The following is a 23596-nucleotide window of genomic DNA, read 5'->3' as shown; positions in this document are numbered from 1 at the left end:
GCGGCGATCCTGCGGGCGGGGGGTTAAGAAACCCCCAATCCGCCTATTCCTTCGGAACGCCGGCGTTGCGCCCGGCCAGGATGGCGCTGACGGCATAGGCCTTGTCCGGCGACATTCCGGCCATCACTGCCGCAGCGGATTCGGGGCGCATCCGGCCCAGAAAACCGGCGGCGAAATCCGCCTCCATCGCGTCGAACAGGACCGCCGCCTCCTTGGGCTTCATGGTCTCATAGACCGCGGTCAGCCGGGCAAGGTCCGCCTCCGCCGCCCCATCGGCCAGCGCGAGTGTGGCCCGCAGCTCTGCCTCGGCCGCGGTGACCGCCTCCAGCCTGCCGCGGAGCAGGTCTTCGGCCAGGGTCAGTGCGGCCGCCCGTTCCGACACCGCACTTTCCCGCGCGGCAAGGCGTGCTTCTCGTGCGGAAAAGGCGGCGGCCAGCTCTGCCGGAGGGGTACAGCCTTCTGCGGGCGGCGGCGGGGCGGGGCCTTCGGCGGCACGGGCATAGCTGCCCAGCCCGTCCCCCAGCCGGAGCGCCGCCGAGGACGCAAACATCAGTGCGATCAGCATCAGCGTGCCGCGCCCGGGCCGTCGTGTCATTCCGCGGCCTCGACCGTTTCGGCGCGGGCCATCCTGCGGCGGATGAAGCGCGGGCGGCGGGCGTCTTCCGTCGGCCCTGTTGGCGGGGGCGCGCCCGCGGGTTCCGGCAGGTCGTGCAGCGAGGCCACAAGAAGCTCCAGCTGCCGTGCCAGCCCCTCGGCCCGGTTCGTCAGTTCGGTCAGGCGCTGTTCGGACTGACCAGCCACCCCCTGCGCCTTTTCCAGGGCGCGGGTCATGTCATCGACCTGTGCCGACAGGACCGCAATGGCGCCGCCCATGCCCGATTCCAGCGTGGTGAACCGCCGCAGCCGGGCCGCCAGCACATAGCAGTAGATGGCGGCGCCCACGGTGGCCGCAAACAGAAGCGAATCGGCGATGAGTTCCATGTCCGGCCTCAGTTCAGGATGAATTCGGTGACCAGAAGGTCGCGGACGCGGCCCTCGCCTGTCACGATCTGGATGCGGCGCAGCAACTGCGCCCGGATGCGGGTCAGGGCGGCCGGATCCTCGATCTCGGTCACCGGAATAGCCCGCAGATAGCTGTTCAGAACATCCAGGATTCGCGGCAAGAGCAGCGTCACCTCGGCCGCATGGGGGCTGGACACCTCCAGCTGCGCGGTCATCCGCAGATGGCGGCTGTCCGCCGCGGGGCCAAGGGCGACCACCACCGGATCGACCGAGACGAAGGCGATGTCGGCCAGTGGCGCCACCTGAACAGAGGGCGCGTCCGGGCCGTCATGCGGGGCAAGGATCAGCCCGGACCAGGTGACGTAGAATCCCCCTGCGCCCAGAACGGGCAGCAGCAGCGCGATCAGCAGCATCAGCCTTGATTTCTTTGGTTTCGCCCCTTCGGGCGCGGCAGTTTCGGACATGCCGTCCTCCATTCCGTGACGGGAACGAAACTAGACCGAATGTCACTAACCGATTGTTAATACGAACAGCTCAATTCTCCGGTGCAGCGGGAAGAATCCGGCAGGAGAGGCGAAGTGCAGAATGTGATCTCGGTCTGGGCGGGGCTGCCCCTGCGCCGCAAGGCAATTGTTGCGGGGGCGACGATTGCGGTGTTTCTGGCGGTGCTGCTTCTGGCGCGGATGTCGGGCGGAACGCAGAAGGCGCTGCTTTATGCCGGGCTGGACGGACGTTCGGCCGGAGAGGTCATTGTCGCGCTGGACCAGCGCAATGCCGTCTATGAGGTGCGGGGCGATTCGATCTGGGTCGATGCAGGTGCGCGCGATGCCTTGCGCATGACATTGGCCGGAGAGGGGCTGCCTTCGGCCGGGGGCGCGGGCTATGAGCTGCTGGATTCGCTGACGGGTTTCGGCACGACGTCGCAGATGTTCGATGCGGCCTATTGGCGTGCGAAAGAGGGGGAGCTGGCGCGAACAATCCTGGCGGTGCCGGATGTGCGCAATGCCCGTGTCCATATCGCGCAGTCCTCCGCCGATGCCTTCCGCCGTGATACCCGGCCGACGGCCAGCGTCACCGTGACCACCGCCTCCGGCCATATGTCGGCGGAACAGGCCCGCGCGCTGCGGCATCTGGTGGCGTCGGCCGTGGCCGGGATGCGGCCCGAGGATGTGCAGGTGATTGACGCGGTCGGCGGGCTGATCGGCGGGCCCGAAGATGCCGCCGCCGCCCCGGGCACCGCCGCCGCGGCCCGGGCCGAGGAAATCCGGCGCAGTGTCGAACGGCTTCTTGCCGCACGGGTCGGCGCGGGCCGGGCCGTGGTGGAGGTGGCTGTCGATCTGATCACCGAAAGCGAACAGATCAATGAGCGGAAATTCGACCCGCAGGGCCGCGTGGCCATTTCCTCGGAGACCGAAGAAAAGGCCAATCAGGCGACCGAGCCGGGCGGCGACGTGACCGTGGCCTCGAACCTGCCCGAAGGCGCGGCGGCGGGCGGCAGCGGCAAGTCGCAAAGCACCGAAACGCGCGAACGGGTGAATTATGAGGTGTCCGAGACCAGCCGCGCCCTGGTACGCGGGCCGGGCGGCATCCGGCGGCTGACGGTCGCCGTGCTGGTGGACGGGCAGATGGTCATGGCGGCAGACGGGACGCAAAGCTGGTCCCCGCGCAGCGACGAGGAGCTGGCCACTTTGCGCGATCTGGTGGCCGCCGCCGTGGGCCTTGATGAGGCGCGGGGGGATGTGCTGATGCTGAAGTCGCTGGAATTCCAGCCGGCTCCGGCCGCGGGCACGGTGGCTGAGGCCGGGTTCCTGCCCGCCTTCGGCCCGGTGGATACGATGCTGGCGATCCAGATTGCCGCGCTGGCGCTGGTGGCGCTGATCCTGGGCCTTTTCGTGCTGCGGCCGATCCTTGCCTCCTCGCGCCGGGCGCTGACCGCGGCAGAGGCGCCGCTGGCGCTGCCCCCCGCGGGAACCGATCTTCCCGCCCTGACCGGAGAGATTCAGGACGATTATCTGGTCGAGGATGTGGAGCAGGCGGCGTTCAGCGTCTCGCCGCCCGAAAGCCCCGCTGAACGGCTGCGCCGTCTGATCGGGGAACGGCAGCAGGAATCGCTGGAAATCCTGCGCGGCTGGCTGGACCCGGATGAGGAGCGGGCGTGATGGCACGGCTGCGGCTGGAAGAATTCGACCCCGGCAGTGAGGAAGACTCACCTCCCGATCCCTCGGCACAGGCGCTGACGGCGGCCGAAGAGGCGAAGCTGGCCGGATATGAGCAGGGCTATCAGGCGGGTTGGGACGATGCGGTTACCGCGCAAGGGGAAAACCAGTCGGTCCTGAAGACCGATCTGGCGCGCAACCTGCAGGCCCTGTCTTTCACCTGGCAGGAGGTGCGCGCCCATATGCTGACCGCGCTGGAGCCGCTTCTGACCGGGATGGTGGACCGTCTGCTGCCGGAAACCGCGCGAGAAACCCTTGCGCCCGTGGTGCTGGAGCAGCTGATGCCCTTGGCCGAACAGGCGCTGGACGAACCCGCTGTCCTTGTCCTGAACCCCGTCGTGCGCGCCCCGGTGGAGGCGCTTGTGCGGGAGGCGACCGGTCTGCCGCTGCGGATCGAGGAGGAGCCGACCCTTGCCGAAGGGCAGGTCTATCTGCGCCTTGGCCCAGCCGAGGCGAAGGTCGATCTGACCCGCGCGATTGCCGAAATCACCGCCGCCGTGCGCGGCTTCTTCACCCTTGCACAGGAGCGTGGGGCCGATGGATGACCTGACCGAGACCAACCCGTTCGCGCAGGTGCCGATTGAGATCACCATCTCGGTCGGCCGGGCGCGGCCTGCGGTGAAAGACCTGCTGCGCCTGTCGCGCGATGCGATCCTGCCGCTGGACCGGCGGGTGGACGACCCGGTGGAGCTGTATATCGGCGACCGGCTGATCGCGCGGGGCGAACTGACCGAGGTCGAGGGCGATCCGGCCGGGCAGCTGGCCGTGCGGGTGACCGAGGTGGCCAGCATGAAGGACGGGTTGTGAGGCTCCTTCTGCCCCTTCTCCTGCTCTTTCTGCTGGCGCTTCCGGCGGGGGCGCAGGACCTGACGCTGGATCTGGGCGGCGGCGATACTCTGGCCGGGCGCTCGGTGCAGCTTCTCCTGCTGATCACGCTGCTGTCGATCGTGCCGGGCCTTGCGGTGATGGTGACCTGCTTTCCCTTCATCGTGACCGTTCTGTCGATCCTGCGGCAGGGGATCGGTCTGCAATCGGCGCCACCCAATATGCTGATGATCACGCTGGCCTTGTTTCTGACCTGGTATGTGATGGACCCGGTCTTCACCGAGGCCTGGGTGAACGGAATCGGCCCGTTTTCCCGCAACGAACTCGACGTGACGCAGGCGCTGGCTGAGGCGGCACGCCCGTTCCGCGCTTTCATGACCGCAAGGATGGATGCCGAAACCTTTGCCACGCTGGATGCCCTACGCCCGCGCGAGCCCACCCCCATGACTGAGGCGCCGCTGTCGGTGCTGGTGCCTTCGTTCCTGCTGTCGGAAATCCAGCGCGCGTTCGAAATCGGCTTTCTGGTCTATCTGCCGTTCCTGATCATAGATCTGGTGGTTTCGGCCATCCTGATGTCCATGGGGATGATGATGGTGCCGCCCGCCGTCGTCTCCCTCCCGTTCAAGCTGGCGTTTTTCGTTGTGGCCGACGGGTGGAGCCTGCTGGCCGCCGCACTGGTGCGGAGCTATGCGACATGAGGCTTGCCTGAACCGCCCCCCTGTGGCCCACTGCCCGGAAAGGAGGCCGCGATGCCCTTCAACCAGCCCCTTGGCGGGAATGAGATGCCGCGGTTCGGCGGCCCGGTCACCTTCATGCGGCTGCCCGCGCAGGCCACGGCCGAAGGGCTGGACGTGGCTTTCGTGGGCGTGCCCATGGACATCGGCACCTCCAACCGGCCGGGCACAAGGTTGGGGCCGCGGCAGATCCGCGATGAAAGCCGGATGCTCAGGCCCTACAACATGGCCACCGGTGCCGCGCCCTTTGACCATCTGCAATGTGCCGACACCGGCGATGTGCCGATCAACACCTTCGATCTGAAGAAATCGGTGGAGATCATCGCTGCCCACCACGCCGGAATTCTGGCCGCCGGGGCGATCCCGCTGACCATGGGCGGCGACCATACGCTGACATGGCCCATCCTGCGGGCGATGCGCGACCGGCATGGTCCGGTGGCGCTGATCCATGTCGATGCCCATGCCGATATCAACGATACGATGTTCGGCGAAAAGGCCGCGCATGGCTGCCCCTTCCGCCGCGCGTGGGAGGAGGGCTGCCTGCTGAACGACCGGGTGTTCCAGATCGGGCTACGGGGCACCGGCTATGGCCCCGACGATTTCGACTGGGGCCGCGACAAGGGCTGGACGGTGGTGCAGGCCGAGGAGTGCTGGCACCGCAGCCTGACCCCGCTGATGGCGGAGATCCGCGCGAAAATCGGCAATGCGCCGGTCTACCTCAGCTTTGACATCGACAGTCTGGACCCCGCCTTTGCGCCCGGCACCGGCACGGTGGAGCCGGGCGGCCTGACGATCTGGCAGGGGCTGGAGATCGTGCGGGGCTGCGCGGGGTTGGCCCTCGTGGGCGGCGATCTGGTCGAGGTCTCGCCCCCCTATGACCCTTCGGGCAATACCGCGCTGATCGGGGCCAATCTGCTCTATGAGATGCTGTGCGTCCTGCCCGGCGTGCCGCAGCGGCGCCGGACAGGCGGTTAAAGCGCGATCGCCCTGGCGCCCGTGGCGGCGCTGGCCTCGGCCGCGTCCAGCAGGTGCTGCAGTTCCGCTCCGCGGGCGAAGGTCGGCTCGGCCACGCCCTCTCCGCGGATGGCGGCGATGAAGCGTTCATAGACGGTGGGCAGCAGGGGGCAGTCGACGGGACGCCATGTCGCGGTCAGCCGGTCGTCGCCCAGACAGGCCGACAGCTCGCTGATGGCATTTTCGAACCGCACCTCCAGCCCGCCCAAAGTGCCATAGATCCGCAGCCGCAGGTCGTTCATATGGCCGGTGGCAAAGCGGGTGGCATGGACCACCCCAAGCGCGCCGCCCGACAGCCGGACCTGCATCGTGGCACTGTCATTGGCATCCAGCACATAGTCGCCGATCCGCCCGCCGGGCGCCTTGTCGAAAGTGGCCAGCCGGGCCGAGACTTCGGTGGCCGCTTCGCCCGCGATGAAAGTTGCGAAATCAAGGATATGAATTCCCACATCGCCCAGAACGCCCTTGGACCCGTGGGCCGAGGACAGCCGCCAAAGCCACTGGCTTTCGGTCTGCCAGTCGCCCCAGGCGGGCTGGGTCAGCCAGCTTTGCAGATAGCTCGCCTCGAAATGGCGGATGGGACCCAGGGCGCCGTCGCGGACCATGGCAGCGGCCTTTTGCAGCGCGGGCACGTTGCGGTAGGTCAGGTTGACCATGTTCACCACGCCCGCCGCCGCCGCCGCCGCTTCCATCCGGGCGGCATCGCCGGCATGGGTGGCAAGCGGCTTTTCGCACAACACATGCTTGCCCGCGGCCAGAAGGGGCAGGGTGGTGGCGCAATGCACCGCGTCGGGTGTCACATTGGTGGCCGCATCGAACTGGCCCCACGCCAGCGCGTCGTCCAGCGTGGCGAAGGCATTCGGGATGCCGTGTTTCGCGCAGAATTCGGCCAGCGGCCCGGGCCGCATGTCCACGCCCGCCACCAACTCCACGCCGGGGATTTTCGCAAAGGCCTCGGCATGGCTGTTCGCCATGCCCCCGGTGCCAAGAATCAGCAGGCGGATGGTCACCGGAACCCCTCCTCGCCATGGGCGTGCAGGCTGGGGCCGCGGTGCTCAATCGGTTCCAAAGCGCTTTCAACCGGGACGTTCGGCGCGTCGGACGGATCGGCCAGCCGCGGGGCGGGATTGAAGGCCCATTCCACCGCATTGCGGATCACCCGCTGCACATTGGCGTCGTGATAGGTCGGGTAGGTTTCATGCCCCGGGCGGAAATAGAACACTTTCCCTGCGCCGCGTTTGTAGGTCACGCCGGAGCGGAACACCTCTCCTCCCTGGAACCACGAGACGAAGACGGTTTCCATCGGATCGGGGATGCCGAAGGGTTCACCATACATCTCTTCCTGTTCCAGTTCGAAGTGATCCGGCAGGCCTGCGGCGATCGGATGATTGCGCGAGGTCAACCAGAGCCGCTCCCGCTCACCCGCTTCGCGCCAGGTCAGGTTGCAGGGGGTGCCCATCAAGCGTTTGAAAGGTTTTGAGAAATGGGCTGAGTGCAGGAAGATCGCGCCCATGCCGGACCAGACGGCCTCGGTCACCCGCTCCACCACTTCGTCCCTCACCTCGCCATGAGCGCAATGGCCCCACCACAGAAGAACGTCGGTCTCCTCCAGCCGCCCGGGCGGCAGGCCGTGGTCGGGCTGGTCCAGCGTGGCGGTGGTGGCGGTGATGCCCGGCGCGCTGTTCAGCGCATCGGCAATGCACTGATGCATGCCGGCGGGATAGATGCCGCGCACCACGTCATTCGTGCGCTCATGAACGTTTTCACCCCAGACGGTGACGCGGATCTGCGGCATGACGAATCCTCCTGCCCTTGCCTTCGGGCAGGTTACAGTTCTTCAAACCGCTTTGAAAGTGGCAATGTAACCGATTACATTGACGTTACATCCGTCCGGTCTTGCGCAGGCGGACATGCCAGCTCAGCGCTTCCTCCAGAATGTGCGGCGTCTGCCCGCCGAAGCTGACGGCACGGTCGAAATAATCGGCCAGACTGGCCTTCCAGTCGGGATGGGCGCAGTTTTCGATGATCCGCACCGCGCGTTCTCGGGGCGCCAGACCGCGCAGATCGGCAAGGCCCTGCTCTGTCACCAGAATATCCACGTCATGCTCGGTATGATCGACATGGCTGACCATCGGCACCACCGAGGAAATCGCCCCGTTCTTGGCGATGGATTTCGTCACGAAGACCGACAGCATGGCATTGCGCGCGAAATCGCCCGATCCGCCGATCCCGTTCATCATCTGCGTGCCCATGACATGGGTGGAGTTCACATTGCCGTAGATGTCGAATTCCAGCGCGGTGTTGATGGCGATCAGGCCAAGCCGCCGCACCACCTCGGGGTGGTTGGAAATCTCCTGCGGGCGCAGGATCAGCTTTGGCTTGAAGCGGTCGAACTGCGGCATCACCTGCGCGTTCTTCTCCGCCGACAGGGTGATGGAGGAACCGGAGGCGAAGCTGAGCTTGCCCGCCTCCATCAGGTCGAATGTCGAATCCTGCAGGACTTCGGAGTACATCCGCAGATCCTCGAACGGGCTGTCGATCAGCCCGTGCAGCACGGCGTTTGCAATCGTGCCGATCCCGGCCTGCAAGGGCGCCAGACGGCGGGTCAGACGCCCGGCGGCCACCTCGGATTCGAAAAACCGGATCAGATGGCCCGCAATGGCACGGGTGTCGTCATCGGGCGGGCTGATCGCGGCGGCGCTGTCGTGTTTTTGCGTGATCACGATGGCGGCGATCTTGTCAGGGTCCACCGGAATCCACGGCAGGCCGATGCGGCTGTCCGGCGTCACCACCGGAATGGGCATGCGGTTCGGGTAATAGGTGGGGATGAAGACATCGTGCAGGCCTTCGAACGCCAGCGGCTGGTTCAGGTTGATCTCGACGATCACCTTCTTGGCCAGAATCGCAAAAGAGGCGGAATTGCCGATGGAGGTGGTGGGGATGATCCCGCCGTCCGAGGTGATCGACGCCGCCTCGATCACCGCCACATCCACGCCGGGAATCTGGCCGCGGCGCAGCTGTTCCACGGTTTCGGACAGGTGCTGGTCGATGAACATGACCTCACCCGCGTTGATGGCGCGGCGCAGGCCGGGGTCGGACTGGAACGGCATCCGCCGTGCGGTCACATGCGCCTCGGCCAGGATCTTGTCCAGGTCATGGCCCAGGCTGGCACCGGTCATCAGGGTGATCTTCAGCGGGTCGGTCTTTGCCCGCTCGGCCAAGGCCAGCGGCACGGCCATCGCCTCGCCCGCGCGGGTAAAGCCCGACATGCCCACGACCATGCCGTCGCGGATCATCGCGGCCGCCTCAGCGGCGGACATGATCCGGTCGCGCAGGGCGGGGTGGCGGATGCGGTCTTCAAACATCGGTCTCTCCGTGCTGGGTGGGGCAGGGATAGGATGCAGAATACGGTCACGCAATCACGACTGCGCAGGGCGGCGGACAGGGCAGCCATGCGTCAGGCGCAAATCCCGCGCGGGAAATGCAAGTTTCAGGCGGTCAGCGGTGCCGCCTTGGCGCCCAGCACCCGCAGCGCATCGGCGGGGGCAATCGACAACAGAAGCCCGCGCTGCCCGGCGTTGATCCAGACCTTTGCAGCAGTGCAGGGCGCGGCCTCGATCACCACCGGCACCGGGCGCTGCGTCCCGAAGGGAGAGATGCCGCCGACATGGTAGCCGGTCAGCTTCTCGGCCTTGGGCACCGGCATCATCGCCGCCGCTTTGCCGCCAAAGGCCGCAGCTACCTTCTTCATCGACAGGCTGTCGCCCGCGGGAATGACACAGCAGGCGGGTTTGCCGTCCACCTCGACCATCAGCGTCTTCAGCATCAGCGCCGGGTCCAGCCCAAGCGCTGCCGCCGCGGCCAGCCCGATCTTTTCGGCATTCGGGTCATAGTCATAGGGATGCAGCGCAAAGGCCACCCCGGCCTTGGTCAGCATCTGCGTCCCGCGGGTCGCCGCCATCAGTCCCAGGTCTTGAAGAACTTGCCCTCGGGCGAGAGCGTGAAGATCTCGCAGCCGGTGGCGGTGACGCCGATGGAATGTTCGTATTGCGCCGAGAGCGATTTGTCGCGGGTGACGGCGGTCCAGTCATCGGCCAGCACCTTGGTCTCGGGGCGGCCAAGGTTCACCATCGGCTCTATGGTGAAGAACATGCCTTCCTCCAGCACCGGGCCTTTGCCCGCGCGGCCATAGTGCAGCACGTTCGGCGGGGCGTGGAAGACGCGGCCCAGCCCGTGGCCGCAGAAGTCGCGGACAACGGACATGCGCTGCGCCTCGACAAAGGTCTGGATGGCGTGGCCGATGTCGCCGAAGGTATTGCCCGGCTTCACCGCAGCAATCCCGCGCATCAGCGCCTCATGCGTGACTTCCATCAGGCGTTCCGCCTTGCGGGGGGCGCGGCCCGCCACATACATCCGGCTCGAGTCGCCGAACCAGCCGTCCACGATCACCGTCACGTCGATATTGGTGATGTCGCCTTCCGCCAGCACCTTCGGCCCCGGGATGCCGTGGCAGACCACATGGTTGATCGAGATGCAGGAGGCGTGCTGATAGCCCTTGTAGCCGATGGTCGCGGAGGTCAGGCCCCGGCGTTCGACTTCGGCCCGGATGAAATCGTCGATCTCCGCCGTGGTGACGCCGGGTTTGACCAGCGGACCGCAGAGGTCAAGGATTTCGGCCACCTGACGCCCGGCCTCGCGCATGCCGGCGAAATCGGCGTCCTCATAGATGCGGATGCCTTCGCGGGTGATGCGGGCGCGGGTCTCTTCCATGGGCCGGGTTCCTTTCGCCGCCCTACATAGGCGGCGAAAGGCAAAAAGGCCAGAGCCGAGGCCGCGTCATGCGGCCGGGCCGGGGTCAGAGCGCGGCCAGCAGCCCTTCGCCGCCGGAAATGTCGCACTGGCCGGGGCTTGGTTCAAGATTCAGCACCTTGACCACGCCGTCTTCGGCCAGCAGGGCATAGCGCTTGGACCTGCCGAAGAGGCCCGCGGGCGGCGCGTCGAAGGCAAGGCCGATGGCCTTGGTAAAGCTGCCGTCGGCATCGCCCAGGAAGGTGATCCCGGCGGCGGTGGCGCCGGTCGCCTCGCCCCAGGCCTTCATCACGAAGGGGTCGTTGACCGAGATGCAGATGATCTCATCCACGCCCTTGGCGGCGAATTTGTCCTTGGTGCGGATGAAGCTCGGGACATGCGCGGTCGAGCAGGTGCCGGTATAGGCGCCGGGCAGCCCGAATATCACCACTTTGCGGCCCGCCAGCTTCTCGGCCAGATCCACCGCCTCCGGGCCCTTTTCGCCCGCGCGCAGCAGTTTTGCCCCGGGCAGCTTTGCCCCCACCGTGATTTCCGTCATGTCCGTCTCCTCGCGCGTTGCGCCTGTTGCGGGTAAAGTTATAGGGTCCGCCCCGGAAGTTGCCAGAGGGGGATGCGATGCGGGTGGTGATCGTGGGCGCCGGACAGGCGGGGGCCGCGCTGGCCGCAAAGCTGCGCTCGCTGGGTCATGACGGGCAGATCACGATGATCGGCGCAGAACCCGCGCCGCCCTATCAGCGCCCGCCCCTGTCCAAGGCCTATCTGCTGGGCGACATGCCCGAAGAGCGGCTCTGGCTGCGCCCGGCGGAGTTCTGGGCGCAGAACGGCGTAGAGCTGCGTCTGGGCCAGCCGGTGACCGCCATCGACCGGGCGGCGCAGACCGTGACGGTCGGAGAGGAGGTCATTCCTTATGACCAACTGGCCCTGACCACCGGATCGGCCCCCCGCCGCCTGCCTGCGGCCATCGGCGGCGATTTGCCCGGCGTCTATACCGTGCGGACTTTGGCCGATGTGGATGCCATGCGCGCCGAGTTCCGCGACGGCGCCCGCGCCGTGGTGATCGGCGGCGGCTATATCGGGCTGGAGGCGGCGGCCGTGGCCCGCAAATTCGGGGTGGAGGTGACACTGGTCGAAGCTGCACCGCGGATTCTGGCGCGGGTGGCCGCGCCGGAAACGTCCACCTTCATCGCCGGTCTGCACCGACGCCACGGCGTGACCGTGCTGGAAGGCGCGGCGCTGGACCGGATCACCGGGACGGACCGCGCCACCGGCGTGCGGCTGGCGGACGGGCAGGAGATCGCGGCCGATTTCATTATCACCGGCATTGGCATTACACCGGGCAGCGATCTGGCCGCCGCCGCCGGGCTGGTGCTGGACAACGGCATCGCGGTGGATGACCGGGGCCGCACCTCTGACCCGGCGATCTGGTCGGCGGGGGATTGCGCCTCCTTCCCGTATCGCGGCGGGCGGATCCGGCTGGAATCGGTCGGCAATGCGATTGATCAGGCCGAGGCGGTCGCCGCCAACATGCTGGGGGCGGACAAGCCCTATACCGCCAAGCCGTGGTTCTGGTCCGATCAATATGACCTGAAGCTGCAGATCGCCGGGCTGAACACCGGCTATGACCGTGTGGTCACCCGGCCCGGCCCGCCGCCGTCCTTCTGGTATTACCGCGGGGCGGAGCTTCTGGCCATCGACGCCATGGGCGATGCGCGGGCCTATATGGTGGGCAAGCGGCTGATCGAGGCGGGCAAATCGCCCGACCCCGATCTGGTGGCCGGCGCCCCCGATCTGAAGGCCCTGCTGTGAGGATCATCGGCGGTGCGCGTCGCGGCCTGATTCTGGCCGATGTGGGCGAGGGCGATCCCGCAGCCCATCTGCGCCCCACCTCAGACCGGGTGCGCGAGGCGATCTTCAACCTGCTGATCAATGGTGGCTATGGCGATCCGGTCACCGGCGTGCGCGTGCTGGACCTGTTCGCCGGGACCGGCGCCCTGGGGCTGGAGGCGCTGAGCCGCGGTGCCGCGCGGGTGGCCTTTGTCGATGACGGCACCAAGGCGCGGGCCCTGCTGCGGACCAACATCGAAAAGATGCAGGCCATGGGCACCACCGATGTCTGGCGCCGCGATGCCACGAAGCTGGGGCCGAACCGCGGGCCGGGTTATGGCCTCGTGTTCCTTGACCCGCCCTATCACAAGGGGCTGGGCGAGGCGGCTTTGACCTCGGCCATCGAAGGCAACTGGCTGGCCCCCGGCGCGATGGTGGTCTGGGAAGATGGCACCGCGCCGGTGCCGCCCGTCGGCTTCGAGGTGCTGGACCAACGCCGCTATGGCGACACGCTCGTCACCCTCTTGCGGGGCCCGGCATGAGACCGGCAGCCGTTCTTTTCGACTGCGATGGGGTGATCGTGGACAGCGAAACGCCGACCACGCTGCTGCTGATCGAGGATCTGGCCCGTCACGGGCTGGTGCTGACGGCGGAAGAGCTGGAGAGCTCTTACATGGGCGGCACCATCGAGACGGTGGCGCAAAGGGTGCGGGCGGGCGGAACCCCGCTGCCTGCGGACTGGACCCCCCGCTTCTATGACCGGATGTATGCTGTGCTGGAGGCTGGTGTGCCGCTGATCCCCGGCATCCTGACGGTTTTCGACGCGCTGGATGCTGCGGGGATTCCCTATGCCGTGGGCTCAAACGGCACGCCGCACAAAATGCAGATCACGCTGGGGCAGCACGGGCTGACCGGGCGGTTCCGGGCCACGCTGTCCGGGCAGGCGATCGGGCGCCCGAAACCCGCACCGGACCTGTATCTTGCCGCCGCAGCCGCCTGCGGGGCAGACCCGGCCCGGTGTGTGGTGATCGAGGACAGCCCCTCGGGCGCCAGGGCGGCACTGGAGGCGGGAATCCGTTGCCTTGGCTATGCGGGACATGGGCCGCAGGCCCCCGCGGCGCGGGGGTTGGCTGCCCTTGGCGTGCCGCTGTTCGATGATATGGCGGCGCTGCCGGGGCTTTTGTCGCTCTGACCCTCCTCCCATGCCTGCGCCCTGTCGTCGGTGCGCCGCGATCCGCGGTCGGGGCCTGACGAGAAGCCCGGCCATGACGCCGCGTTCCGGATGACTTGACGCGCGCGTCACGGCATCTTCCCTGCCGGAGGACCCGCCATGACCCATTTCAGCCATCTTCTGCAGCCGATCACCCTGTCCGGCGTGACGCTGCGCAACCGCAGCCTGATGGGCTCCATGCACACCGGGCTGGAGGAAACCGGCGACTGGGGCCGGGTGGCCGCCTTCTACGCGGCGCGCGCGCGGGGGGGCGCGGGGCTGATCGTGACGGGCGGCATGGCGCCCAACCGGGAAGGCGGGGTGTTCCCCGGGGCGGCGGGGCTGTTTTCCGACAAGGACATTGCCAACCACCGCCGCGTGACCGATGCGGTCCATGCGGAAGGCGGCCATATCGCGATGCAGATCCTGCATGCGGGCCGCTATGCCTATTCGCCCGAATGCGTGGCGCCTTCCGCCATCAAATCCCCGATCTCTCCCTTCCCGCCGCGAGAGCTGGATGAGGAAGGGATCGAAAAGCAGATCTCGGACATCGCCACCGCCGCCGCCCGCGCTGTCGAGGCGGGCTATGACGGGGTCGAGGTGATGGGGTCCGAAGGGTATTTCCTGAACCAGTTCCTGGTGACCCACACCAACCGCCGCACCGACCGTTGGGGCGGTCCCTACGAAAACCGCATGCGCCTGCCGGTCGAGGTGGTGCGCCGGGTGCGGGCCGCGCTTGGCCCGGACAAGGTGCTGGTCTACCGCATCTCGCTGATCGACCTCGTTCCCGGTGGTTCAACCTGGGATGAGATCATCACGCTGGCCCGCGCGATTGAAGCTGCGGGCGCCAGCGTCCTGAACACCGGCATCGGCTGGCACGAGGCGCGGGTGCCGACCATCGCCACCTTGGTCCCGCGGGCGGCCTTTGCGCATCTGACCGGGCGGCTGCGGCCCGAGGTGAGGATTCCCGTCATCACCTCGAACCGGATCAACACCCCCGCGGTGGCCGAGGATCTGCTGGCCCAAGGCATGGCGGATATGGTGTCCATGGCGCGGCCCTGGCTGGCGGATGCCGATTTCATGGTGAAGGCGGCGGCGGGTCGCGCGGCGGAAATCGCGCCCTGCATCGCCTGCAATCAGGCCTGTCTGGACCATACCTTCTCGGGCAAGCTGACCTCCTGCCTTGTGAACCCGCGCGCCTGTCATGAGACGGAGCTGGTGCTGGCGCCCGCCGCCACGCCCAAACGCATCGCCGTGGTGGGCGCGGGGCCTGCGGGCATGACCGCGGCCATCACCGCGGCAGGGCGCGGCCACAACGTCGCGCTGTTCGACCGAGCGACCGAAGTGGGCGGCCAGCTGAACCTGGCCAAGCAGGTGCCGGGGAAAGAGGAGTTCCACGGCCTTGTGGACTGGTTCCGTGCCGCGCTGGACCGGGCGGGCGTCACAGTCCATCTGGGGCAGGAGGCTACGGCAGAGGCCCTGCGCGGCTATGATGAGGTGATCGTGGCCACCGGCGTTCTGCCCCGCGATCCGGGCATCCCGGCGGAACCGGGCGCGCATGTCCTGTCCTATACGGATGTGCTGCGCGGCGGGCCGGTCGGGGCGCGGGTCGCCGTGGTGGGGGCGGGCGGCATCGGCTTTGACGTGGCCGAATATCTGACCGAGGCGGGCGAAAGCCCCACCGTGCACCCCGAAGACTGGCGCCGGGAATGGGGTGTCTCGGCCCCGTGGCAGGATCGCGGCGGCCTGACCGAACCGCAGCCGGATCCGCCCGCCCGGCAGGTCTGGCTGTTGCAGCGCAAGCCCGAAAAGCCCGGCCGCAAGCTGGGCAAGACCACCGGCTGGATCCACCGCGCCACCTTGCAGGCGAAACGGGTGCGGATGATGGGAGGCATGACCTACGAAAAGGCCGGGCCAGAGGGGCTTACCGTCCGCAACGGGGAAACAGTCGAGACGCTGCCGGTTGACACAATCGTCCTGTGCGCGGGGCAGGAGCCGGACCGGCGCCTGTCGGATCGTCTGACCGCGGCCGGGATCGCGCATCACCTGATCGGCGGGGCCGATGTGGCGGCGGAACTGGATGCCAAACGCGCGATAGATCAGGCGATGCGGCTGGCGGCGCGATTGTAACCCGCGCCGCGGAAAGGTCATCGGCCGGGGCACCAGCCTTGGGGAAGTCTGATCGGTGCCCCGGCGCGGCCCGCGCGGCGTGTCAGCCGCCCTCGGCGGGTTTCAGAACACCATTGGTCACAGCCACCTGAAACTCGGTGGCGTCGATCACGCCGTCGGTGTTGGTGTCCACCGCGGCAAAACCCTCGGCCGTCAGGTCGGGCCACAGGCTCTGCATCTCGGCCAGCGACCAGTCGCCGCTGGCATCGCTGTCTTCCGGCAGGACGGTCATTTCCGCCGGGCTCGTTTCGGCCAATGCGGCCCCGGCCAGCATCAGGCCAAGGGGCAGGGTCCAGAATGCCATGCGTTTCATCGGATCTCTCCTTTGTCTTCGTCAGGGTCCCTGCGGGGAATTTCCCGTCGCGGGGCGGGGCCATGGTTGCTGCGGCCCGGTGGCTGATCTGGTCCCGCCACGGCCCGCTGTCCAGTGTGCGGCCCGGTCGGCGGGCATCCCCCGCCGGTCCGGCCTCCCGCGGCGGGGCTTTTCTGCCCAAGTCCGCCGCCCGTCTGCCACCCCCCGGAAACAGGCGGAGCCTTGCCGGGGATTTTGCCGCAATTCGTTTCCATGCCATCAACGATCCCCGCTATTTCCCCGGATCGGACGCCCCCGCGCCGCGATCCTGCCCGATTTCGGCGGCAAGAAAGGTCCTGAACAGCCAATTGCCTGCCTTTGGGGACACCGATGGACCGTCTGACAGAAATGGAAGCCTTCGCCACCGTCGTCGATCAGGGCGGATTCACGGATGCGGCCAAGAAGATGGGAATTTCCAAATCCGCCGTGTCCAAGCATGTCTCGGCGCTGGAGGCGCGACTTGGGGCGCGGCTTCTGAACCGCACCACGCGCCGGGTGTCGCCCACGGAAATCGGCCTTGCCTACTACGACCGCGCCCGCCGGGTGCTGAATGACGCAGGCGAGGCGGATGCGCTGGTGACCAGCATGCAATCCGCGCCCTCGGGTCTTCTGCGGATCAGCGTGGCCACCGATTTCGGGGTGAACCTGCTGTCGCCCATTCTGGGGGATTTCCTGCTGGAATATCCCGACATCACCGTGAACATGGTGCTGAACAACCGCTATGTGGAGCTGATCTCGGAAGGGTTCGACATGGCCATCCGGGTGGGAGAGCTGGAGGACAGCTCGCTCCGCGCCCGCAAGCTGACCGAGACGACCAAGCGGATGATCGCCGCGCCCGGCTATTTCCAGAAATTCGGCCGCCCGCTGAAGATCGACGATCTGAACGACCACAAGCTTCTGCACTATTCCAATCAGGCCAATGGCAACGTCTGGAAGATCACCGCGCCCTCGGGCGAAAAGCGGCAGGTCCGGTCCAACGGCTGGCTGACGGTGAATGACGGGCAAAGCCTGCTGAACGCCGCCACTGCGGGGCTGGGCATCGCCTATCTGCCCTCGTTCCTTTACGCCGATGCGCTGAAGAAGGGAGAGGTCGAAGAGGCCATCCCCGGACTGCCGGTCGAAATTCTGGGCATCTATGCCGTCTATCCGCCGGGCCGGTTCACCCAGCCCAAGGTGCGCGCCTTCATCGACTTTCTGGCCCGCCGCTTCATCGACAAGGGGCCCGACAACTGGTGATCCGCGTCTGATCTTTTCCCGCGCCCGGTCCCGCCGTCCGGTGCGCCACCTCAGGTCGGGGCCGGAATGGCCTCGACCCTTCTGTTTTTGCGACGGCCCTCTTCAGTGGCATTGGTGTCGCGGGGCGCCATCGGGCCGACGCCCTGGGCCTGCACCTGCCGCCCGTTCACGCCAAAGCGCGACATGAGAACGCCGCGCACCGCCTGCGCCCGCTTTTCCGACAGGGCCACGTTGGATGTCACCCCGCCCGAGGCGTCGGTATGTCCCACCAGCAGGACCATGCGGTCCGGATCGGCCTTCAGCCACGCGGCCAGCGCGGTCAGAGAGGCATAGTCGCCCTCTGCCAGCGCGGCAGAGCCCGAGGCGAAAAGCAGATCGTCCAGAACCACGCCATAACCCTGATCCAGTCGGGCAGCCAGATCGCCGGTGTCCGCGGGGGCAGGGGCGGTGACAGGAGAGGGCAATGGCAGGGGCACCGCCGGTTCGGTTGCAGCGATGGGCTCCGGCGGTGCATCCGGGCCGACACTGATCATCTGCACGAAGACCGAACTGGCCGAGCGGCTGATCAGCAGGCTGGCCGCCCGGTCGCCCTTGCGGGCTGACAGAAAGCGGAAATCACCCAGATCGACATGCATGGCGGGTTCGGGCAGCACCTCTGTGGCAAAGCGGAAGTCGAAGCCGCCGCAGACCCGCGTCTCACAATCGAGCAGGATGTCGAACCCCTGCGCCTGCAGCTGTTCGCGCAGCGGCGCCAGCACCGACAATAACGTCAGGTCGCCCGCCTCCAGCCGCCAGGCGCGGCGCTGCACCATGCCCTCGATCCGCTCCACCGGCAGGGTGCCGTTCTTCCAGCCGCCGACCGGCAGGTCATAACTGTCGAATTCGGCCGTGATGACAATTGAGTCCCGCGGCGCTGCGGGCAGTGTCAGATCCTGCGCTGCGGCGGGGCGGGGGACGCCCGGCAGAAGCGCTGCCAGCAGGGCAAAAGGGCAAAGGCGGGCTGTCACGCCGGTCTCCTGTCGATCCCGCATCGCGGCCTAAAGCGGCGGGCCTCAGGGTGCGCGGTAATGATATTGCCCCGCAAGCACCATCCCCGCCCGTTCATACAGCGCGCGGGCGGCGGTATTCCGCTCTGTCACCACCAGCGAAAGCCGGGTGGCGCCTTGTTCCGCGGCCCAGTTCGCCGCGGCGCGAAGGATATGGCCGCCGGTGCCCTGCCGCCGGGCCGCCGGCCGCACCTCCAGCGCATGGAGCATGGCCTCTTCCCCATGGCAGGCCACGAAAGCCGCACCTGCGGGGCGGTCCGCCATACGGCCAAGGATGACGGTTTTCTGCCCGGCCACCCGCTCCATCACGGCGCGACGGGCGGGGCCGATGCCGCCTTCGTCCCAGACCTCGCAGGCGGTGGCGAGGGGCGGCCAATGCGGAAAGGCCGTCAGGAACGGCAGATCGCCGGTCATCGCGACCACCGGCGCGGCATAGGCCACCACCGGATCGACCACCCGCCAGCCGCGGGCCTCCAGTGCGGCATCCAGCGCCTGATCCCCTTCACGCAGGCAGAACAAAGGATCGGCCATCCCGGCAATCGCCGCGTCCAGATCGGCGGCGGTCCAGTCATCCTCGACCGTGGCTGCGGACACGCGCTTGCCGCCCCCGGCCCCGTCGCGCAGCAGAAACGGCCCCGCGGGCCAGGCCGCCGCGGGGGGCCAGGTCGCCTCCATCACCTCTGACAGCAGATCGGGCGTCATCCGAACAGCCGCGTCAGCCGGACCATCGCCTCGTTCAGGCGGGCCGGATCGGTGCCGCGGATCACCAGATTGGTGCCATAGGCGCCGTTCAGGGTGAAGGGATAGGACCCCATCGACAGATCCGGAAATTCCGCCGCCAGCGCGCCGAAATCGGCGGCAATCTCGCCCTCGCCCCGCAGGACGCGCAGGGATTGCGACATAAGGGGTGCGCCCCCGGTCAGCAGTGGCAGAACCGAGGCGACCATCGCTTCGAAAATGGTGGGCACGCCCGCCATGACATGGACATTGCCAAGGATGAACCCCGGCGCGACCGAGATCGGGTTGTCGATCAGTGTGGCACCATCCGGGATGCGGGCCATGCGCTGGCGCGCCTCGTTGAAGGGGACGCCCTGCCGGTCATAATGGGCCTGCAAAAGCGCCATGGCATCGGCGCGCTTGGTGATCGGCGTCTCCAGTGCGGCGGCCACGGCATCGGCGGTGATGTCATCATGCGTCGGGCCGATCCCGCCCGAGGTGAAGACGTGATCCACCGCAGTCGACAGCGCGCGGACCGCGGTCACGATCTGGTCATGCGTGTCGCCGACCACCCGCGCCTCGACCAGATCAATCCCGGCGCGGGTCAGTTCGCCCGCCAGAAAATGCAGGTTGGAATCCCGGGTGCGCCCCGACAGGATTTCATCCCCGATGACCAGCATGGCCGCAGTGGGGTTTGCCATCGTCGTCTCCCGTTTCCGTGCTGTGCCCGGTATAGCGGCGGCCAGCGGCCCGTGCCAGCCTCAGCCGCCCTTGATCTGGCACAGGCACAGGATTTCCGCGCCATGGTCGGTCTGCACCTCAACCCCCGGGGCGAAACCGTCCATCTTCGCGGCAAGATCGGTGTCCAGCGCCGTCAGCCCGCCCGCGGAATGGGTGGAGAGCGTGACATCCACCACGTTGTAGGTGTTCTTCCATTCCGGGTGGTGGTTCATCTTCTCGGCCGCCAGCGCTGCGCGGGACATGAAGGCCCAGGCTTCCGAGAAATTGCGGAATTTCCAGATCTTGCGGATGGCATCGCGGTCCGGCACCGCCTGCCATCCGGTGTCGCCCAGGGCGGGCAGGCGGTCTTTGCGTTCCTCAGCAGTCAGAAGCGCGGCCATCTCAGCGTGCCCCCGCCAGCGCATCGTCCAGCGCATTGGCCGATTGTGCGGCGGGCCGGTCCTGCAGGCGCGCGGCATAGGCGCGGAAGGCGGGCTCGGCCGGAAGGGTACCGAACTGCAGGCCCCAGCCGACATGGCCGCCGATATAGACATCCGCGGCGGTGAACCGGCCATCGGCCACGTAATCATGCGTCTCCAGATGGCCCGCCAGTGTGCGGACCACCCGGTCCAGATTGCCATAACCCAGCCGCCCCTCATCGCGGCGCTGCGGCGGCTTCCAGCCGAAGGAATTGTTCACCACCGCCGCCTCCAGCGGGCCCGCGGCAAAGAACATCCAGCGGTAGAAGGCGGCGCGGTCTTCGGCCATCAGGCCCTTTTCGGGGAAAGCTTCGGCCAGATAGGTGCAGATTGCGGCCACTTCGGTGACCACCCGGCCGTCATGCACCACCGTGGGTACCTTGCCCATCGGGTTCAGCGCCAGATATTCGGGCGTATTCATGTCCGGGCCATAGTTCAGGGCGACCGTCTCATAGGGTTCGCCCAGTTCCTCCAGCATCCAGCGGACCATGCGGCCCCGGCTCATCGGATTGGTGTAGAAGGTCAGCATGGCAGTCTCTCCCCTTACTCCTGATCGCCGCCGCGACGGAACGGGCCGTAGGCGGTCAGCACTTCGATTTCCTCGTCCACGGCGCGGCGTTCTGCCTGCAGGTAGCGGTCCACCGCCGCGCGAAAGCCGGGGTCCGCGATCCAGTGCAGCGAATGTGTCTCGGCCGGAAGATACCCGCGGGCCAGCTTGTGTTCCCCCTGCGCCCCCGCCTCCACTCGGGTCAGGCCATGGGCCAAAGCCCAGTCGATGGCCTGATAGTAGCAGAGTTCGAAATGCAGACAGGGGTAATCCGCGATGCAGCCCCAGTAGCGTCCATAGAGCGTGTCGCGCCCGATGAAGTTCAACGCGCCCGCGACCGGGCGGTTTCCATCGAAGGCCAGAATCAGCAGGATGTCATCGCGCATCGTGGCGTGGAAGGCGTCGAAGGCTTTACGCGTCAGGTAGGGCCTGCCCCATTTGCGGCTGCCGGTGTCCTGATAGAAGGTCCAGAACGCCCGCCAATGGTCGGGCGTGATCGCATCTCCGGTCAGCGCACGGATCGTCAGGCCATGGGCGCGGGCCGTCTCGCGTTCCTTGCGGATCATCTTGCGCTTGCGGCTGGAGAGATCGGCGAGGAAATCGCCGAAATCGCCGTAGCCGCGGCTTTCCCAGTGAAATTGCTGGGTCACGCGGTGCAGCGTGCCCAGGTGCCCCGCCAGATCGGCCGCCTCTTCCGCGGTGCAGAAGGTGATATGCAGCGAGGAGAGAGCGTTGCCCTGCGTCAGCCCGATGGCCCCCTCCATCAGCGGGCGGCGAAACTGGTCCGGCCCCAGAAAGCGGCGGCCGGTGGCGGGGGTGAAGGGCACCGCGGCCTGCAGCTTCGGATAGTAGCGACCGCCCGCATTCTCGAAGGCCTCGGCCCAGCCATGGTCGAAGATATATTCGCCCTGACTGTGGCTTTTGACATAAAGCGGCATCGCCGCCACCACCTGCCCGTCCTGCTGCAGAACCAGCGGTTTCGGCAACCAGCCGGTGCCCTTGCCGGTGGAGCCGGATGCTTCCAGCGCCAGAAGGAAGCGATGTGTCGTGAAGGGATCGACGGGACGGCCCGCCGCCTGTTCCGGTGCTGCCAGCGCGTCCCAATCGGCGGCAGGGATTTCGGTCAGGCTGTCCAGAAGGGCCAGATCGGGCATCGTCGCTCCGGGTGGCGGGCCGACCGGGGGCTTTGCGCCCCCGGACCTCCGCAGGGTATTTGGGACAAGATGAAGATGCGGTGGCTTTGCGGCGCGTCAAGCGGGCAGGGGCGAGAGATAGCCTTCGAAGGTCACATTCGCGGCAACCTTGCGCGCCTCGGCCTCGGCGGTGGCGGAGCGGATGGTCCAGCACAGGACAGCGGCGCCCTGCGCCTTCAGTGCGGCCACACGGGGGCGGGACAGATCGGCGGCCTCATGGCTGATGAAGCTGCTGTCTGTCCGGTCATAATCCGGGATGCCGCGCAGGCGGGCGCAGGTCTCGGCGGGCAGCGGCGCCCAGTCCTCGGGACCATAAGCCGAAGTCGTCAGACCGCGGGCAAGGCCGGGGGCCAGCCGCGCCATATGGGCGATGCTGTGCGGGTTGAAGGACATCACCGCCACCTCGCCACCGTAGGCCGACAGCAGCCGCGCCGCCTCAGCCTCCAGCCTGCCGTCGGAGTCGGACATGGTCAGCGTCTGATCCTTCAGTTCCACCAGCAGCGGCACCCGCCCGGCGACCAGCGCCAGCACCGCCTCCAGCGTGGGAATCGTGTCCGCCCCGCCCCGCAAGGGGATCCGGCCCAGCTGGGCGGCCGTGCGGCTGTTCAGCGGGCCTTTTTCCGGGGTCAGCCGGTCCAGCTCTTCATCATGGAAGACCATGGCCTGCCCGTCTGCGGACAGTTGCAGGTCGATCTCGATGGCATAGCCGCGGTCGATGGCGGCGCGGATCGCAGCAGGCGAATTCTCGATCCGCCCGGCGGCCCGGTCATGCAGGGCGCGATGCGCCACGGGCAGGCGCAGCAGGCCGGGCGGCAGCGCAACGCGGGCCATCAGCGGATCTCGAAGATGCCTTCGATCTCGACCGCGACGCCGAAGGGCAGCGAGGCGGCAGAGACGGCGGAGCGTGCATGGCGCCCGGCCTCGCCCAGAGCGGCCACCATGAAATCCGAGGCGCCGTTGATGACCTTGGGCTGATCGGTGAAATCGGGGGTGGAGTTCACGAAGCCCACCAGTTTCACCGTGCGGACCAGACGGCTGAGATCGCCCCCGCAGGCCCGCCGCACCTGCGACAGCAGTGAGATGGCGCAGCGCTGTGCGGCCGCGGCCCCCTGTTCCACCGAAAGATCGGCGCCAAGCTTGCCCGTGATCAGCCCGGCTTCGTTCTGGCTGATCTGGCCCGAGACATGGACGAGGTTCCCGGTGATGACGAAGGGCACGTAATTTGCGGCGGGCGCAGGCGCGTCGGGCAGGGTGACGCCAAGTTCGGCGAGGCGGGCTTCGATGGTCATGGTCTTCTCCGCGGTTTGCGGGCGGAGCCTAGCCGCCCCGGCCCGCCGCGCCAAGGGTCTGCTTGAACCCAGCCTCCGGCGTTCTCTGGCAGCGGAAACGCCTTGCCCGGCTGCGGGATGTGCCTTGCGACTTGCCTTGTGATGTCCGGCGCGGTGCGCGCGTGAAATTTTGCGCGTGAAATTGCCGTTCCGGTTGCGATGCTGCCTCATCCTT

The 23596-nt window shown here is 67.5% G+C and carries 28 protein-coding genes; 10 read left to right on the top strand and 18 right to left on the bottom strand.

Annotated features, from left to right (window positions below):
* Positions 1 to 43: 43 nt before the first annotated feature.
* From ACO2Q5_RS02785 to ACO2Q5_RS02775, 3 genes are read right to left on the bottom strand one after another with little or no spacing between them, the layout of a single operon-like run.
* The gene (locus ACO2Q5_RS02785; protein ID WP_423288065.1) at positions 44 to 595 is read right to left on the bottom strand and encodes a MotE family protein; all 552 of its coding nucleotides are present in this window, start codon (positions 593 to 595) and stop codon (positions 44 to 46) included.
* On the bottom strand, positions 592 to 981 hold the full coding sequence (locus tag ACO2Q5_RS02780) for a DUF6468 domain-containing protein (protein ID WP_423288064.1): 390 nt from the start codon (positions 979 to 981) through the stop codon (positions 592 to 594). The genes ACO2Q5_RS02785 and ACO2Q5_RS02780 overlap by 4 nt, the downstream gene beginning before the upstream one ends.
* Before the next feature lie 8 nt (positions 982 to 989).
* Positions 990 to 1466: a flagellar basal body-associated FliL family protein gene (locus tag ACO2Q5_RS02775; protein WP_423288063.1), complete on the bottom strand. Its 477-nt coding sequence runs from the start codon at positions 1464 to 1466 to the stop codon at positions 990 to 992.
* A gap of 114 nt (positions 1467 to 1580) precedes the next feature.
* Between ACO2Q5_RS02775 and fliF the strand changes: the two genes are divergently transcribed.
* The 5 genes from fliF to speB are packed head-to-tail and all read left to right on the top strand — an operon-like array spanning position 1581 to position 5752.
* Positions 1581 to 3161 carry a flagellar basal-body MS-ring/collar protein FliF gene (gene fliF, locus ACO2Q5_RS02770; RefSeq protein ID WP_423288062.1) on the top strand — a complete coding sequence of 527 codons (1581 nt, stop codon included), beginning with the start codon at positions 1581 to 1583 and terminating at the stop codon, positions 3159 to 3161.
* On the top strand, positions 3161 to 3763 hold the full coding sequence (locus ACO2Q5_RS02765; RefSeq protein WP_423288061.1) for a flagellar biosynthesis protein: 603 nt from the start codon (positions 3161 to 3163) through the stop codon (positions 3761 to 3763). The genes fliF and ACO2Q5_RS02765 overlap by 1 nt, the downstream gene beginning before the upstream one ends.
* Complete coding sequence (locus tag ACO2Q5_RS02760; RefSeq protein ID WP_423288060.1) at positions 3756 to 4025, top strand: FliM/FliN family flagellar motor switch protein; 270 nt, start codon at positions 3756 to 3758, stop codon at positions 4023 to 4025. The genes ACO2Q5_RS02765 and ACO2Q5_RS02760 overlap by 8 nt, the downstream gene beginning before the upstream one ends.
* Entirely contained in the window at positions 4022 to 4741 is a 720-nt protein-coding gene (gene fliP / locus ACO2Q5_RS02755; RefSeq protein WP_423288059.1) for a flagellar type III secretion system pore protein FliP, read from the top strand. Before ACO2Q5_RS02760 ends, fliP begins: the two co-directional genes overlap by 4 nt.
* 51 nt (positions 4742 to 4792) lie before the next feature.
* Positions 4793 to 5752, top strand: a complete 960-nt coding sequence (gene speB, locus ACO2Q5_RS02750; protein ID WP_423288058.1) for an agmatinase — start codon at positions 4793 to 4795, stop codon at positions 5750 to 5752.
* Here the strand turns inward: speB and ACO2Q5_RS02745 are convergent.
* From ACO2Q5_RS02745 to ACO2Q5_RS02720, 6 genes are all read right to left on the bottom strand, one after another.
* Positions 5749 to 6801 carry a Gfo/Idh/MocA family protein gene (locus tag ACO2Q5_RS02745; protein WP_423288057.1) on the bottom strand — a complete coding sequence of 351 codons (1053 nt, stop codon included), beginning with the start codon at positions 6799 to 6801 and terminating at the stop codon, positions 5749 to 5751. The two genes, speB and ACO2Q5_RS02745, sit on opposite strands and share 4 nt — an antisense overlap.
* A complete protein-coding gene (locus tag ACO2Q5_RS02740) occupies positions 6798 to 7586 on the bottom strand; it encodes a ThuA domain-containing protein (RefSeq protein ID WP_423288056.1) in 789 nt (262 codons plus the stop codon). Before ACO2Q5_RS02740 ends, ACO2Q5_RS02745 begins: the two co-directional genes overlap by 4 nt.
* A gap of 85 nt (positions 7587 to 7671) precedes the next feature.
* Positions 7672 to 9156: an acetyl-CoA hydrolase/transferase family protein gene (locus ACO2Q5_RS02735; RefSeq protein ID WP_423288055.1), complete on the bottom strand. Its 1485-nt coding sequence runs from the start codon at positions 9154 to 9156 to the stop codon at positions 7672 to 7674.
* A gap of 125 nt (positions 9157 to 9281) precedes the next feature.
* A complete protein-coding gene (locus ACO2Q5_RS02730; protein ID WP_423288054.1) occupies positions 9282 to 9752 on the bottom strand; it encodes a YbaK/EbsC family protein in 471 nt (156 codons plus the stop codon).
* Entirely contained in the window at positions 9752 to 10561 is an 810-nt protein-coding gene (gene map, locus ACO2Q5_RS02725) for a type I methionyl aminopeptidase (RefSeq protein ID WP_423288053.1), read from the bottom strand. Before map ends, ACO2Q5_RS02730 begins: the two co-directional genes overlap by 1 nt.
* A gap of 85 nt (positions 10562 to 10646) precedes the next feature.
* The gene (locus ACO2Q5_RS02720; RefSeq protein WP_423288052.1) at positions 10647 to 11138 is read right to left on the bottom strand and encodes a peroxiredoxin; all 492 of its coding nucleotides are present in this window, start codon (positions 11136 to 11138) and stop codon (positions 10647 to 10649) included.
* A 77-nt stretch (positions 11139 to 11215) separates the two neighbouring features.
* On the opposite strand from ACO2Q5_RS02720, the gene ACO2Q5_RS02715 reads away from it, so the two are divergent.
* The 4 genes from ACO2Q5_RS02715 (at position 11216) to ACO2Q5_RS02700 (ending at position 15764) form a co-directional block, all read left to right on the top strand.
* Positions 11216 to 12406 carry an NAD(P)/FAD-dependent oxidoreductase gene (locus tag ACO2Q5_RS02715; protein WP_423288051.1) on the top strand — a complete coding sequence of 397 codons (1191 nt, stop codon included), beginning with the start codon at positions 11216 to 11218 and terminating at the stop codon, positions 12404 to 12406.
* Complete coding sequence (gene rsmD, locus ACO2Q5_RS02710; RefSeq protein ID WP_423288050.1) at positions 12403 to 12966, top strand: 16S rRNA (guanine(966)-N(2))-methyltransferase RsmD; 564 nt, start codon at positions 12403 to 12405, stop codon at positions 12964 to 12966. Before ACO2Q5_RS02715 ends, rsmD begins: the two co-directional genes overlap by 4 nt.
* Positions 12963 to 13616 (top strand): HAD family hydrolase, encoded by a 654-nt coding sequence (locus ACO2Q5_RS02705; RefSeq protein ID WP_423288049.1) that lies wholly within the window; start codon positions 12963 to 12965, stop codon positions 13614 to 13616. Before rsmD ends, ACO2Q5_RS02705 begins: the two co-directional genes overlap by 4 nt.
* Positions 13617 to 13754: 138 nt before the next feature.
* Positions 13755 to 15764 (top strand): FAD-dependent oxidoreductase, encoded by a 2010-nt coding sequence (locus ACO2Q5_RS02700; RefSeq protein ID WP_423288048.1) that lies wholly within the window; start codon positions 13755 to 13757, stop codon positions 15762 to 15764.
* Between the two features lie 82 nt (positions 15765 to 15846).
* On the opposite strand, the gene ACO2Q5_RS02695 is transcribed toward ACO2Q5_RS02700, so the two are convergent.
* Positions 15847 to 16116 carry an EF-hand domain-containing protein gene (locus ACO2Q5_RS02695; protein ID WP_423288047.1) on the bottom strand — a complete coding sequence of 90 codons (270 nt, stop codon included), beginning with the start codon at positions 16114 to 16116 and terminating at the stop codon, positions 15847 to 15849.
* 369 nt (positions 16117 to 16485) lie between these two features.
* Between ACO2Q5_RS02695 and ACO2Q5_RS02690 the strand changes: the two genes are divergently transcribed.
* Positions 16486 to 17391, top strand: coding sequence for a LysR family transcriptional regulator (locus ACO2Q5_RS02690; RefSeq protein ID WP_423288046.1), 906 nt, complete (start codon positions 16486 to 16488; stop codon positions 17389 to 17391).
* Between the two features lie 50 nt (positions 17392 to 17441).
* Here ACO2Q5_RS02690 and ACO2Q5_RS02685 read toward each other — a convergent pair whose 3' ends face one another.
* The 8 genes from ACO2Q5_RS02685 to ACO2Q5_RS02650 form a co-directional block, all read right to left on the bottom strand.
* Complete coding sequence (locus ACO2Q5_RS02685; RefSeq protein WP_423288045.1) at positions 17442 to 18398, bottom strand: OmpA family protein; 957 nt, start codon at positions 18396 to 18398, stop codon at positions 17442 to 17444.
* Positions 18399 to 18443: 45 nt separating this feature from the next.
* Positions 18444 to 19139, bottom strand: coding sequence for a GNAT family N-acetyltransferase (locus ACO2Q5_RS02680; protein WP_423288044.1), 696 nt, complete (start codon positions 19137 to 19139; stop codon positions 18444 to 18446).
* Complete coding sequence (locus ACO2Q5_RS02675; RefSeq protein WP_423288043.1) at positions 19136 to 19855, bottom strand: competence/damage-inducible protein A; 720 nt, start codon at positions 19853 to 19855, stop codon at positions 19136 to 19138. The genes ACO2Q5_RS02680 and ACO2Q5_RS02675 overlap by 4 nt, the downstream gene beginning before the upstream one ends.
* 60 nt (positions 19856 to 19915) lie before the next feature.
* On the bottom strand, positions 19916 to 20275 hold the full coding sequence (locus ACO2Q5_RS02670) for a 4a-hydroxytetrahydrobiopterin dehydratase (RefSeq protein WP_423288042.1): 360 nt from the start codon (positions 20273 to 20275) through the stop codon (positions 19916 to 19918).
* 1 nt (position 20276) lies between these two features.
* Positions 20277 to 20882, bottom strand: a complete 606-nt coding sequence (locus ACO2Q5_RS02665; protein WP_423288041.1) for a glutathione S-transferase family protein — start codon at positions 20880 to 20882, stop codon at positions 20277 to 20279.
* Between the two features lie 14 nt (positions 20883 to 20896).
* Complete coding sequence (locus tag ACO2Q5_RS02660; protein ID WP_423288040.1) at positions 20897 to 22054, bottom strand: GNAT family N-acetyltransferase; 1158 nt, start codon at positions 22052 to 22054, stop codon at positions 20897 to 20899.
* Between the two features lie 96 nt (positions 22055 to 22150).
* Positions 22151 to 22924 carry a glycerophosphodiester phosphodiesterase family protein gene (locus ACO2Q5_RS02655; RefSeq protein WP_423288039.1) on the bottom strand — a complete coding sequence of 258 codons (774 nt, stop codon included), beginning with the start codon at positions 22922 to 22924 and terminating at the stop codon, positions 22151 to 22153.
* Positions 22924 to 23382: a RidA family protein gene (locus ACO2Q5_RS02650; protein WP_423288038.1), complete on the bottom strand. Its 459-nt coding sequence runs from the start codon at positions 23380 to 23382 to the stop codon at positions 22924 to 22926. The genes ACO2Q5_RS02655 and ACO2Q5_RS02650 overlap by 1 nt, the downstream gene beginning before the upstream one ends.
* Positions 23383 to 23596 lie beyond the last annotated feature (214 nt).

The sequence above is a fragment of the Neotabrizicola sp. VNH66 genome, assembly GCF_049445895.1.
Classification (GTDB): Bacteria; Pseudomonadota; Alphaproteobacteria; order Rhodobacterales; family Rhodobacteraceae; genus Pseudogemmobacter.
Note: the sequence above shows the minus strand (reverse complement) of the source record. Positions and strands in the feature narration are given on the sequence as shown.

What these genes read in the sequence shown, in the direction of transcription:
- ACO2Q5_RS02785 (WP_423288065.1), bottom strand. Translation starts at nt 595, where the DNA reads ATGACACGACGGCCCGGGCGCGGCACGCTGATGCTGATCGCACTGATG.
- ACO2Q5_RS02780 (WP_423288064.1), bottom strand. Translation starts at nt 981, where the DNA reads ATGGAACTCATCGCCGATTCGCTTCTGTTTGCGGCCACCGTGGGCGCC.
- ACO2Q5_RS02775 (WP_423288063.1), bottom strand. Translation starts at nt 1,466, where the DNA reads ATGTCCGAAACTGCCGCGCCCGAAGGGGCGAAACCAAAGAAATCAAGG.
- ACO2Q5_RS02765 (WP_423288061.1), top strand. Translation starts at nt 3,161, where the DNA reads ATGGCACGGCTGCGGCTGGAAGAATTCGACCCCGGCAGTGAGGAAGAC.
- ACO2Q5_RS02760 (WP_423288060.1), top strand. Translation starts at nt 3,756, where the DNA reads ATGGATGACCTGACCGAGACCAACCCGTTCGCGCAGGTGCCGATTGAG.
- speB (WP_423288058.1), top strand. Translation starts at nt 4,793, where the DNA reads ATGCCCTTCAACCAGCCCCTTGGCGGGAATGAGATGCCGCGGTTCGGC.
- ACO2Q5_RS02740 (WP_423288056.1), bottom strand. Translation starts at nt 7,586, where the DNA reads ATGCCGCAGATCCGCGTCACCGTCTGGGGTGAAAACGTTCATGAGCGC.
- ACO2Q5_RS02735 (WP_423288055.1), bottom strand. Translation starts at nt 9,156, where the DNA reads ATGTTTGAAGACCGCATCCGCCACCCCGCCCTGCGCGACCGGATCATG.
- ACO2Q5_RS02730 (WP_423288054.1), bottom strand. Translation starts at nt 9,752, where the DNA reads ATGGCGGCGACCCGCGGGACGCAGATGCTGACCAAGGCCGGGGTGGCC.
- map (WP_423288053.1), bottom strand. Translation starts at nt 10,561, where the DNA reads ATGGAAGAGACCCGCGCCCGCATCACCCGCGAAGGCATCCGCATCTAT.
- ACO2Q5_RS02720 (WP_423288052.1), bottom strand. Translation starts at nt 11,138, where the DNA reads ATGACGGAAATCACGGTGGGGGCAAAGCTGCCCGGGGCAAAACTGCTG.
- ACO2Q5_RS02715 (WP_423288051.1), top strand. Translation starts at nt 11,216, where the DNA reads ATGCGGGTGGTGATCGTGGGCGCCGGACAGGCGGGGGCCGCGCTGGCC.
- ACO2Q5_RS02705 (WP_423288049.1), top strand. Translation starts at nt 12,963, where the DNA reads ATGAGACCGGCAGCCGTTCTTTTCGACTGCGATGGGGTGATCGTGGAC.
- ACO2Q5_RS02700 (WP_423288048.1), top strand. Translation starts at nt 13,755, where the DNA reads ATGACCCATTTCAGCCATCTTCTGCAGCCGATCACCCTGTCCGGCGTG.
- ACO2Q5_RS02695 (WP_423288047.1), bottom strand. Translation starts at nt 16,116, where the DNA reads ATGAAACGCATGGCATTCTGGACCCTGCCCCTTGGCCTGATGCTGGCC.
- ACO2Q5_RS02690 (WP_423288046.1), top strand. Translation starts at nt 16,486, where the DNA reads ATGGACCGTCTGACAGAAATGGAAGCCTTCGCCACCGTCGTCGATCAG.
- ACO2Q5_RS02680 (WP_423288044.1), bottom strand. Translation starts at nt 19,139, where the DNA reads ATGACGCCCGATCTGCTGTCAGAGGTGATGGAGGCGACCTGGCCCCCC.
- ACO2Q5_RS02675 (WP_423288043.1), bottom strand. Translation starts at nt 19,855, where the DNA reads ATGGCAAACCCCACTGCGGCCATGCTGGTCATCGGGGATGAAATCCTG.
- ACO2Q5_RS02670 (WP_423288042.1), bottom strand. Translation starts at nt 20,275, where the DNA reads ATGGCCGCGCTTCTGACTGCTGAGGAACGCAAAGACCGCCTGCCCGCC.
- ACO2Q5_RS02665 (WP_423288041.1), bottom strand. Translation starts at nt 20,882, where the DNA reads ATGCTGACCTTCTACACCAATCCGATGAGCCGGGGCCGCATGGTCCGC.
- ACO2Q5_RS02660 (WP_423288040.1), bottom strand. Translation starts at nt 22,054, where the DNA reads ATGCCCGATCTGGCCCTTCTGGACAGCCTGACCGAAATCCCTGCCGCC.
- ACO2Q5_RS02655 (WP_423288039.1), bottom strand. Translation starts at nt 22,924, where the DNA reads ATGGCCCGCGTTGCGCTGCCGCCCGGCCTGCTGCGCCTGCCCGTGGCG.
- ACO2Q5_RS02650 (WP_423288038.1), bottom strand. Translation starts at nt 23,382, where the DNA reads ATGACCATCGAAGCCCGCCTCGCCGAACTTGGCGTCACCCTGCCCGAC.